Genomic DNA, 10,261 nt, shown 5'->3' on the forward strand with positions numbered 1-10,261 from the left:
ACATGAAAAAATTTGAAATAACAAACCTAATTAGTTTCATGGAAGTTCTTCAAGAAATAACATCAAATGGAAGTAAATTTTTCTTTAGGGGAGAAGGCGCCAGGTACAAAAAGCCTTTACTAGCTAGCGGTTATAGAAAAAATCAATTTAGAAGTATCCTACAAGATGCGAGGCAGGATTACTTTAGAGAAGTTGGATACATGTTAGACAGTGATAGTAGAGAAAGTTTTATAGCATACAGTCAACATCATGGATTACCTACTGAACTATTAGATATAACTGAAAATCCAATAGTAGCACTATATTTCGCCTGTTCAAATGATATAGATTCTGATGGAATAATATATGCAATTAGTAATGACCTAAATATAGCCGATCCACTAACTTCTAAAGTATATAATAATGAAGATGATATAGTCTCTATTAATCGTGACATGAAAGAGATAGGAAACCACTTTCAAGAAACTGGAGGAAAATTCTTAAAAATTCCAAATTCAACTTTTTTTGAAGATATTATGGTTGACTTTTTAGCTCAAGCATCACTCGATAAGGCTTATGTAAATAGTAATAATATTTATTCTAAATTAAAATTATGTAAATATATCTTAGAAGCTCATGATAAAGGCTTTAAAAACACAGTTATACACGAGGATTATAATATAATTAAAAACGAAGAAAAAATAATAGAATTGATGAATCTTTTAGACAGATATTGTAATACAAGTGAAAAAGATGAACTTGAGAAGTTTTATCTAGAATTTTGTAATCTAAAATTTGTCAGGGAAATCATTATTGATACCGATATTAATAAAGATAACCCTTATCTTGATAGGATAAATAAATTAAATTATAAACCTTTAATTCTACTATTTATATTATCTTATGAAATAAGTGATTATAAATTTCCCGTATTCCCAAAAATAATTTACAAGCCTTCTATAAAATTTGATAGATGGAAAAATCAAGATGGTTTGTTTATATACCAATTAAATACTGAAAAAACCTTACCTCCGTCTAAACAAAGCTTAACTTTAAATATTAATGAGATTAAGCAGGTGGTACAGAAGATTGATTATCAATATGAGATTGTAATAAGTAATAAAAAACAAATACTTCATGAACTAGATAATATAGGTGTAAATAGAAAATTTATATACCCAGATTCTGATAATATTGCTCAATACATTAAAGAAAAATATAAAATATAAAATGAATATATTATATAATTAAATTAAGACCACTTCTATTAAAATATAAGTGGTCTTAATTTATTATGTTTTATTAATAATGTTTCTATTTTATAAATTAGTAATTTTACTCCCATTCTTCTTTTCCAAACATCCGATATATCCCAAATCATTCAAAATACTATATTCTAATTTTTCTAATATCTCTGAATCCACCTAATTATAGGACGTTTTCAAATTTTTAGTCCCGTCCCAGTCCCAGTACCGGATATTATAATGTATTATATAAGTCGACTATTTTAGTGTGTTTAGATTAAATCACTTATAAACATGGTATAATATTATAGAAATACTGCACAAAGTAGAAGATTAATTTGAGGTGAGTTATGGGATTTTCCTATGATAAATTATGGAAAAAATTAATAGATGAAAAGATGAATAAATTAGACTTACAAAAAGCCATAAATACAACTCCTCATACCATAGCTAAAATGGGAAGAGATGAAAATGTTAGTATGGAAATACTGGGTAGAATTTGTAGGTATTTTAAATGTGATATATCGGATATATTGGAGTATAGAATTGAAAATACTAATGATTGAAGATGACAGCACAATTGCTTTTGCTGTTAAAACTTACCTAAACAAACATAATATTGAAACAATTATTTATAACAATCTTTCTCAGACAGAGAATCTTAATTTTAATGATTTTGATTTAATTCTACTTGATGCCAATCTTCCAGATGGATCAGGCTTTAATTTTTTAAAGTGGCTGAGGGAATTTTCTGACCTTCCTGTAATAATGCTCACCGTAAAAGACGAAGATGAGTATGTAATAAAAGGTCTTTCCCAAGGAGCAGATGATTATATTACAAAACCTTTTTCTCTTCCTGTTCTAAAGGCGAGAATAGACAATGTTTTTAGTAGAAAAATTAAAAAAGTGAATGAGCTGACTTTTAAAAATTTATCTTTAGATCTCATTTCAAAACAAGCTTCGATAGATGGAAAAGATTTAGACCTTAGCTTAAAAGAGTTTGCTATATTGGAAATGCTTTTAGAAAACCAAAATATAAATCTACTAAGAGATCGAATTTTAGATTATGTTTGGGGTTATGATTTTTATGAAGTAAATGACAATACCCTAACTGTCACCATAAAAAGACTCAGATCTAAACTTGGAGATTATGGCAGTCATATAAAAACTCTTAGAGGGATAGGATATAGGTGGGACAATGAATAAAAGCAAAAATATTTTACTTGCCTTAATTTTAAATATATTAATGTCTTTGTTTGTAGTTTATCTCAATCCAAGATTTGATATTCTAACACTTATAGGTTTTTTACTTATAAATATAATTCTGTTTCTAATTATTAGAAAATTTGAAAAGAAAAAAGAAATAGAGCTAGAAGATAAGATTAATAATATATTTAACCTTCTCCATTCACTTGATTTAAACTCGGATAATTACGAAATTATAGACGATGAATTTGGCAAACTTAGAGATGAGATTATTAAAATTATTATAGAAAACAAGAGAATAGCTGAAAATGCTGAAAAAAATAAAGAAATTCTAAGGGAATATACGGAAGATATTGCCCATCAAATAAAAACTCCTCTAACTGGATCTCTATTATTACTTGACTTATTAGAAGACGAAGAAGATGAATCGGCAAAAGAGTATATAACTAGACTTAGGGACAATCTTCTTAGACTTTACAATCTATCTGATATTTTATTAAAACTTGCCGCCCTTGATTCTGGCACAATAGAAATGACAAAAGACAGGATATCTGCTCGAGGATTAATTGAAGATATCATACAAAACCTAAAAGATTATTTTATTAATGATAATGTTGAAATTCCACTTTATGGAGATGATTTTAATCTTATATGCGATAAGAAATGGACCTACGAAGCACTTTTCAATGTGATGAAAAATGGTATAGAAGCTACAGAAGGTAGACAGATAGAAATCCAACTTAAAGAAACAAATCTATATAAAAGTATTTTTGTGGAAGATTTTTCTAAAGGTTTGGATCGTGAAATGTTAGAAAAAGTTTTTAAACGTTTTTATAAGCTGGATCCAAATTCAAAAGGTTATGGGATTGGGCTTCCTATGGCAAAATCTGTTATGGAAAGACAAAATGGAGAGCTTTTATATCATAAGGGGAAGAAATCAAATTCCTTTGAACTGAGGTTTTATAACTGATTTAATTATGGCTGTGTAAATAAAGCACAGTCTTTTTTTCTAGTCACTTTCCAGTCACTTAAGTCTAATATCATACAAGAAAGATAAGGAGGACTAAATATGAATATTGTAAAAACAGTAGATTTAACAAAAACTTATAATAGTGGAGTAGAAGTACACGCTCTATCAAATGTGAATTTTGAAATGGAGAAAGGAGATCTTGTCGCCATTATTGGAGATAGCGGGTCAGGAAAGTCTACCTTGCTTCATTTATTAGCAGGAGTTGATAAACCAACAAGTGGGGATATTTTTATTCAAGACAAAAATATTACCAAGTTTAACAAAGACGAAATGACAGTATTTCGCAGAAGAAATATTGGCGTTGTCTACCAATTTTTTAACCTCATTCCAAATATTAATGTGAGACAAAACATCCTACTTCCTCTTTTATTAGACAATAAAAAGGTAGATGAAGAATATTTAAAGGAAATTTTATCGATACTAGGAATAGAAGGAAAGCTTGATAGGTATCCAAAACAATTATCCGGTGGAGAGCAACAAAGAGTCGCCATTGCTAGAAGTTTGATTACAAGACCTGCAATAATCTTAGCAGATGAGCCTACAGGAAATCTCGATAGAAAAAATTCTGAAGAAATCACAGGACTTTTCAGACTTGTAAATAAAAGATTAAATTCTACAATTATGATAATAACTCATGATGAAAAAGTAGCAAATTCTTGTGATAAGGTCTATAGAATGGTAGATGGTAGGTTAAATTTCTTAGGAGATGAAACTTATGAAAATTATTAATGACCTAGCTGATGGAGCTGTAAAAAATAATAAGAAAGACAGTTTTGCTATTAAAATATCAATACTTTTAGCAGTAATGTTATTAGGAACTGTAATTTTTATCTCCAACTCGATAAAAACTGGCAGGTATGAGTATGTAAAGAAAACTTTTGGAGATTATCATGTGAAGATAACTGGAATTGACGAAGGTTTTTATGATAAATTAAAAAACAATAAAGATATAGAAAAAGTTTCTTTCAATAAAATAATAAAAACAGACTTAAATGCAGTTATATATGAAAATGGAGATCCTGCAAGTCTTTTAGGCTATGACATTAAGGAAGGAAAAAAGCCAGAGAAAGCAAATGAACTTTTAGTACAAGAGAGATTTTTAATAAAAAATAAAGAATATGATTTGGGTTCTGAAATAAATGTTCGTGATAAAACTTATAAAATAGTTGGTACTTATGATGATTTTAGCTCTTCATTTGAAGAGGCTAAGTTTGTAGGTTTATCTGAAAGTGATGATAAAAAAGTCTTGTTTGAAAAAAATGATGGAATAGAAGCCCAGATTTGGTATAAAAATATAAGAGATACCTATACAAAGACTAGGGAAATTTTATCAGAAATGAATATTGATGAGAACCATGCCCTAGATATTGGTAGAGTATTTTATAATAAAGATATCTTAGAATATAAAATGGTCTATCCAAAAGGAATCATTCCACCAAAAAGTGTTGTAAACTCAGCTTTAGAACAATATGGAGCAGCCTTCTTTCTTTGCCTACTTTTTGCATTTATCATTTATGGGGCTTTTAATGTATGGAATAATAGGGATTTAAAGGAAATTGCTCTATTAAAAAGCACTGGGATGACAGATAAGCAGGTAAAGCAATTAATTCGAAAGAAAGCTTTGAAACTTTCAACCTTACCCATAGCCTTGGGAATAATTTTATCTTTGGCATTTGCAAACCTGCTCTTATATTTGATGTGGCTTAACAATTCCATATCCTATAAAAATATGTCTGAGATAGTGGGAGAAAGTTTAAAATCGCCAGACTTTCATTTTGTTTATCCAAATCCTATTTCTATAATAATCATTCTCTTATTATCTCTTTTAATGGTGTATTTGTCTGCGACGATCCCTGCTAGGAAGAGTGCAAAAATAAAAATAATAGAAGGCTTAAATGGTATTACAGAAAAAAATATAAAATTAAGAAAATCAAAAATAAATGGGCCTATAGAAAAGACTTTAGCAAAAGATTATTACAGGTCTTATCGTTCAACCTATCGAATTATTGTAATCTCAATGGCTATATCAGCCTTTGTACTGACTACAGTTTTAGTTAGCCAATCATATAGAACTTTGAACGAAAAATATAACTCTTATAAAAGTCCTTACAATTTTAATTCAAGTATTTACACTGATAAGAATTTAGATAAAAACTTATTAGCTGATTTAGAAAAAGTTGACGGAATAAAAGAGCTTCACCTATATCAAAGAAATGACACAAAATTTTATGTTGACGATAATAAAGATTTAATTTCTAAAGATTTAAAAGATTCTTTAGCTAGTGGCAAAATAGAAAATGATAGACTATATGCAAGTTTATATGCTTTAACAGATGAAGATTTTGAAGAGCTTTTAAAAGAAAATAACATAACTAATGCATCTTACTTATTGCTTAATAAGATAAGAAAAGACAATAGAACGCCTTACGCTTTTAGCGAGTATATAAAAATTTCTGATAAGGATACAGGAAAAGTTACTTTAAAATATAATGCACAGGGCAAACCAATAAATATAAAAATTGACGCAAGTATTGATGAAATGCCTTATGACTTAGAAGCTTATGATAATAATGAAATATCCATCTACACAAGCACAAGTAATATGAAGAAATTTATTGATGAGTATGGAATAGATAAATCAGATCCTGTTTACTATTATTTTGTAAAAATAAAGGCTGAAAAAAACAAGGAAAAAGTATTTGAAGATGCCGAAAAAGTAATTTCAAATTATGTACCAAAGTCTGACCATGAAACATCTACAGAAATTTTAAGAGAAGCAACAAGTAAAGAGCAAACAAGGAATGAAAGACTTTTAAACCTAGCTATTCAAATCATTCTAATAACAATTGCTCTTTCCAATGCCTATAATAGCTTTAAGGGAAATCTACGAGCGAGATCAAATGACTTTAAACTTCTATCAACTACTGGCATGACAGAAAAACAGATTGAAAAGATGGTATTTTCTGAAGTAAAAATATTATTTAAAAATATTTTCTTAGTATATATCTTTATGTTTTCTATAGGCATTGTGTTAAGAGCCTATAGGAGTAACTATGAATTAGGCTTTGGAATAAAAGAACTGCTAATAAATATGAATTATACTCCTATATTAATAGTATTTGTCTGTATAATTGCAGGTGTCTTACTTGCAATAAAAAGTGGTCTTAAAACAATAAATGAAAACTCAGATAATACTTTTAAGAGTATATAAGAGAAATGCTGTGAGCATTAAACTCACAGCATTTCTATAGCACAAAACCACCCTAAAATAAAAGATTGTATTAGAATCCCAGACAAAACTGAACCATTAATATCATTATCTTCTCGTGTTTTCATAAACTGAATATGGTCAATATATGGATGACATTTGAATGAAGATACTAAAATTTTTTCATCAGTTTTTTCACTCTCGGTAATGTAATCTATTGCCAAATTTAAAGTTGATTTTATTGGATGTGTTTTTATAATTGCCATACTAATCACCAGAACTTTCTTTTGATTTATTAAGAAGTAGGGAATGGATCTGCCATATTTCTTTTGATAATTTTTCTATCTGATTATTCATAGATTCAATTTCATTTTTGTAAATAACACCAGTTGCATTAGTTGCTTTTACAATCTGATTAATATTGTTTGTTGCATTAGAAAGTAGCCATTGGAGATTTCTAAATGGTTCTAGGTCTACAATATAAATTTCTTTTTCTAATACACATTTCCTAAGAAAGTGGGACATGGTTTTGCAATTTGCAAGTTTCATTTTCTTTTCAAAAATTTCTTTTTCTTCATCTGTTAAATATATTTTTAGTTGATTTTTAAATTTATTTTATACTATATGTCGCTTTTAAGTGTACAACCTATCAAATAAAAAAGAGAGTGTATCAGAATTTAATCATTCTGACACACCCTCTTCATTTATATAGCTAACAATATCTCCCTCATCACATTTAAGACTTTCACAAATTCTTGCTAAAACATCCATGCTAACAATCTCATTCTTACCTAACTTATGAAGAGTTGCTGAGGACATCCCTGTATCTAGTCTTAAGTCTTCTTTATACATTTTCTTCTCGTCAAGCAACTTTCAAAGTTTGCTGTAATAAAATGCCATATTTTTCTCTTTCATTGCTATATTATTATTCACGCTTTTTAACTCACAGTCTCTCTTTTATCTCATGAGTTCCTTCTTGTAAAAATTTAATATCATTAAGCCTGTTCATCTCTTCTACTGTTTTCTTCCTTAATTCGTCAGTAGAAAAACCTAGAATCTTTAGAATATGGAACTGTAGTAATATCCTTAGTTCAGCATTTACTAAAGGCAATTCTTCTCTTGAAAGTGCCTTCTCTTCTTTTTCGATATTATAATGAGTATAGTAATTTCTCGTATCTACTACCTTACTGATATATTCTACTTTATTGTAAGAACTAGGCCAGAAGGGTAATATTCCTTCAGCAAAAATTAAATCAGCCAAGCGACTTCTTAGATGTATCTTTTTACTATTTTGCTGATGCTCATCAAGTAAAAAATCGTGCCATTGATTCTGATTCTCATTACCCCTACAAAAATTATAAGTAATTTTTTCAACTCTAGTAATGTAATCTTTTACATCATCAGTGATAAATCTTGCATGAAAAGTCTCTAAAGCTTGAACCAAGTTTAAAAACAAGACTTCTGGTGCTGTAATTTTATTAGAAAAAACAGTAAAGTAAAGATCCAAGACTGGTTTAAGTTTAGAATATCTATTATTCCAATTTAAAAAAATATTTTGATCATTTATATCTCTTAAAGTAAAGATAAATTTGAACGGTCTAATACTTGCAGTAGATTTTTTCTCTCCCTTTCCAAACAACAAATCAGCTTTTAAAAAATGTTTAGTAACAGATCCATCTTTGTTTTCAAATTCTGAATATATTGTTGGGTGTTGATATTTAATATTCTCAATAACTACCTCATTATCAATACCAAGGCCTATAAGATACTGAATAGATAAAATATCATCTAGTATTTCATCAATCTCTTTAGGTTGATTATAAACAAAGTCTACAAGAACACTTTGACGTGCAATAATCTCCTTACTATATGAATTGCTTTCCATACTTCCCTGTACAGGATAAAATTTTATAAGTAAACCATCTCCAAATTTAAAATTAACAGGATCTTCATGTTCCCAAATCAAATTCACACCATAATTTGAGGAATAGTCCCAGTTATATTTGCACAATCTAGACCAATTTATTATCTCCCCAAAGTCAACGGTAACATTTGAAAACATTACCTCATCTTCAGACTTTATTTCTAGCCCCCAGAAAGCAAAATCAGAGTAAATAATTTGTTGTGTATATGATAATAGATATGTGTGCTCTTTACCCGTTTCACATTTATATAACAAAACTTTTGCTCCAGAAAATAAAGTGCCACATATATATGGAATCTTTCCTTTATAAGGTGGTCTAGGCATTGGATTACTATCACTGGCTGGAATAATTAATTCAAGAGCAATAAAATTTTTATCCGAATCAATATGCAGTTCTCCTTGAAAAGTTTTCTCACTATCAAAAAATTTCCATGTTCCGCCATATTTTTGTATATTTCTCATCTAAGCCTCCTAAATATGATTCTCTGTATTAGAGCAAAAATAAGGTCCTAATTCTTCTTCATGCGTTTTTATATTTGTCCATGACCAATCGGAAGCGACAAGATATACCTCGTCATATCTATCGAGCATGTCTGCAGTAATTTCTTCAATGTTATTTTCAAAAACTTTATTTTCATCCCAAGGGAAAAAATAAATTGTACCTACTTTATTTACCTTGTCAAAAGTTTTTCTCGCTTCATTTCCGACCAAGTAACTTCCCTTATCAATTAAATCCAAAAAAGCATGCCATATAAAATCACCTGAATCTCTAACTCTAAAATCTAAATCTTTTTTAGAGACATCTTTTGTAAAATGTTTTATCCATTCTTTCTCAAAATTCATAGAGATACTCCGTAGCGTTTTCATCTTCAACTTACTAAAGATTATTATACCAGATAAAATCAAATTTCTCATTTAAAAAGGTGCCGTATTTCTACGACACCTCGGTTTATTTATTCGATTTTATCAATCAAAGTTTCATTATTTCTAACAAAACTTTGATTAAACTTGAATAGTCCCTCTAACATATTTTTCATATCTGAGTGATAAACTTTCTCAAAATTCTCGTAACGATCTTGTACTTCCTGGAAGGTATCTCTCATGGCGTCTAGTTCCTTAATAAAATCCTCAATGCCTCCTAAACCTAAACATAATTCTCTTTCTTTTTCCAATAATCCTTGTTCATTCATATAAATTTTCATTCTTTCTTACTCCTGATATTCTTGTATTTTTTGAATTCTTTTTAATAATAAGCTGTGAATATCCCAGATTTCTTTGGATAACTTGTCTACGTCTTGCCTGATAGCCTGTATGTCATTTTTGTAAATAACACCAGTCATATTAGTAGCTTTTGCAATCTGGTTTATATTATTTGTTACATTTGAAAGTAGCCATTGGAGATCTCTAAATGGTTCTAGGTCTACAATATAAATTTCTTTCTCTAATACACATTTTCTAAGAAAATGGGACATAGTTTTGCAATTAGCAAGTTTCATTTTCTTTTCAAAAATTTCTTTTTCTTCATCTGTTAAATATATTTTTAGTTGATTTTTTCTTTTTCTATTATCCATACGTTTCTCCTTTACACTTAACTTTTTGGGTCTTAGGGTTCTCCCTAACAAGGTAAAATTCATAAAATTAGATAGCCTTAAAAGCTATTGATTTTTTGA

11 protein-coding genes and 2 pseudogenes are annotated in these 10,261 nt (G+C 28.8%); 6 read left to right on the top strand and 7 right to left on the bottom strand.

The window, feature by feature from the left end; all coding sequences use genetic code 11:
* The first annotated feature begins 2 nt into the window (after positions 1 to 2).
* From HMPREF0072_RS11030 to HMPREF0072_RS00780, 6 genes are all read left to right on the top strand, one after another.
* Positions 3 to 1,208: an FRG domain-containing protein gene (locus tag HMPREF0072_RS11030; protein WP_004826775.1), complete on the top strand. Its 1,206-nt coding sequence runs from the start codon at positions 3 to 5 to the stop codon at positions 1,206 to 1,208.
* Between the two features lie 365 nt (positions 1,209 to 1,573).
* Positions 1,574 to 1,789 carry a helix-turn-helix domain-containing protein gene (locus HMPREF0072_RS00760; protein WP_004826776.1) on the top strand — a complete coding sequence of 72 codons (216 nt, stop codon included), beginning with the start codon at positions 1,574 to 1,576 and terminating at the stop codon, positions 1,787 to 1,789.
* Positions 1,770 to 2,429 carry a response regulator transcription factor gene (locus HMPREF0072_RS00765; protein ID WP_039930917.1) on the top strand — a complete coding sequence of 220 codons (660 nt, stop codon included), beginning with the start codon at positions 1,770 to 1,772 and terminating at the stop codon, positions 2,427 to 2,429. Before HMPREF0072_RS00760 ends, HMPREF0072_RS00765 begins: the two co-directional genes overlap by 20 nt.
* Positions 2,422 to 3,399, top strand: a complete 978-nt coding sequence (locus tag HMPREF0072_RS00770) for a sensor histidine kinase (RefSeq protein ID WP_004826778.1) — start codon at positions 2,422 to 2,424, stop codon at positions 3,397 to 3,399. The genes HMPREF0072_RS00765 and HMPREF0072_RS00770 overlap by 8 nt, the downstream gene beginning before the upstream one ends.
* A 99-nt stretch (positions 3,400 to 3,498) precedes the next feature.
* Positions 3,499 to 4,188, top strand: coding sequence for an ABC transporter ATP-binding protein (locus HMPREF0072_RS00775; RefSeq protein ID WP_004826779.1), 690 nt, complete (start codon positions 3,499 to 3,501; stop codon positions 4,186 to 4,188).
* Positions 4,175 to 6,670 carry an FtsX-like permease family protein gene (locus HMPREF0072_RS00780; RefSeq protein WP_039930918.1) on the top strand — a complete coding sequence of 832 codons (2,496 nt, stop codon included), beginning with the start codon at positions 4,175 to 4,177 and terminating at the stop codon, positions 6,668 to 6,670. Before HMPREF0072_RS00775 ends, HMPREF0072_RS00780 begins: the two co-directional genes overlap by 14 nt.
* A gap of 50 nt (positions 6,671 to 6,720) precedes the next feature.
* Here the strand turns inward: HMPREF0072_RS00780 and HMPREF0072_RS00785 are convergent.
* The 7 genes and pseudogenes from HMPREF0072_RS00785 to HMPREF0072_RS00810 form a co-directional block, all read right to left on the bottom strand.
* Positions 6,721 to 6,933, bottom strand: a pseudogene (locus tag HMPREF0072_RS00785) (hypothetical protein); the annotation flags it as partial.
* Between the two features lies 1 nt (position 6,934).
* Positions 6,935 to 7,273: pseudogene (locus HMPREF0072_RS00790) on the bottom strand (plasmid mobilization protein); the annotation flags it as partial.
* Between the two features lie 75 nt (positions 7,274 to 7,348).
* Positions 7,349 to 7,537 carry a helix-turn-helix domain-containing protein gene (locus tag HMPREF0072_RS11205; RefSeq protein WP_257877040.1) on the bottom strand — a complete coding sequence of 63 codons (189 nt, stop codon included), beginning with the start codon at positions 7,535 to 7,537 and terminating at the stop codon, positions 7,349 to 7,351.
* A gap of 73 nt (positions 7,538 to 7,610) precedes the next feature.
* Complete coding sequence (locus HMPREF0072_RS00795; RefSeq protein WP_004826784.1) at positions 7,611 to 9,053, bottom strand: ApeA N-terminal domain 1-containing protein; 1,443 nt, start codon at positions 9,051 to 9,053, stop codon at positions 7,611 to 7,613.
* 9 nt (positions 9,054 to 9,062) lie between these two features.
* On the bottom strand, positions 9,063 to 9,506 hold the full coding sequence (locus HMPREF0072_RS00800) for a DUF4275 family protein (protein WP_004826785.1): 444 nt from the start codon (positions 9,504 to 9,506) through the stop codon (positions 9,063 to 9,065).
* Positions 9,507 to 9,544: 38 nt separating this feature from the next.
* Entirely contained in the window at positions 9,545 to 9,793 is a 249-nt protein-coding gene (locus tag HMPREF0072_RS00805; protein ID WP_004826786.1) for a hypothetical protein, read from the bottom strand.
* A 6-nt stretch (positions 9,794 to 9,799) separates the two neighbouring features.
* Positions 9,800 to 10,162: a plasmid mobilization protein gene (locus HMPREF0072_RS00810; RefSeq protein ID WP_039930920.1), complete on the bottom strand. Its 363-nt coding sequence runs from the start codon at positions 10,160 to 10,162 to the stop codon at positions 9,800 to 9,802.
* Positions 10,163 to 10,261 lie beyond the last annotated feature (99 nt).

This window comes from Anaerococcus lactolyticus ATCC 51172 (assembly GCF_000156575.1).
Taxonomy (GTDB): Bacteria; Bacillota; Clostridia; order Tissierellales; family Peptoniphilaceae; genus Anaerococcus; species Anaerococcus lactolyticus.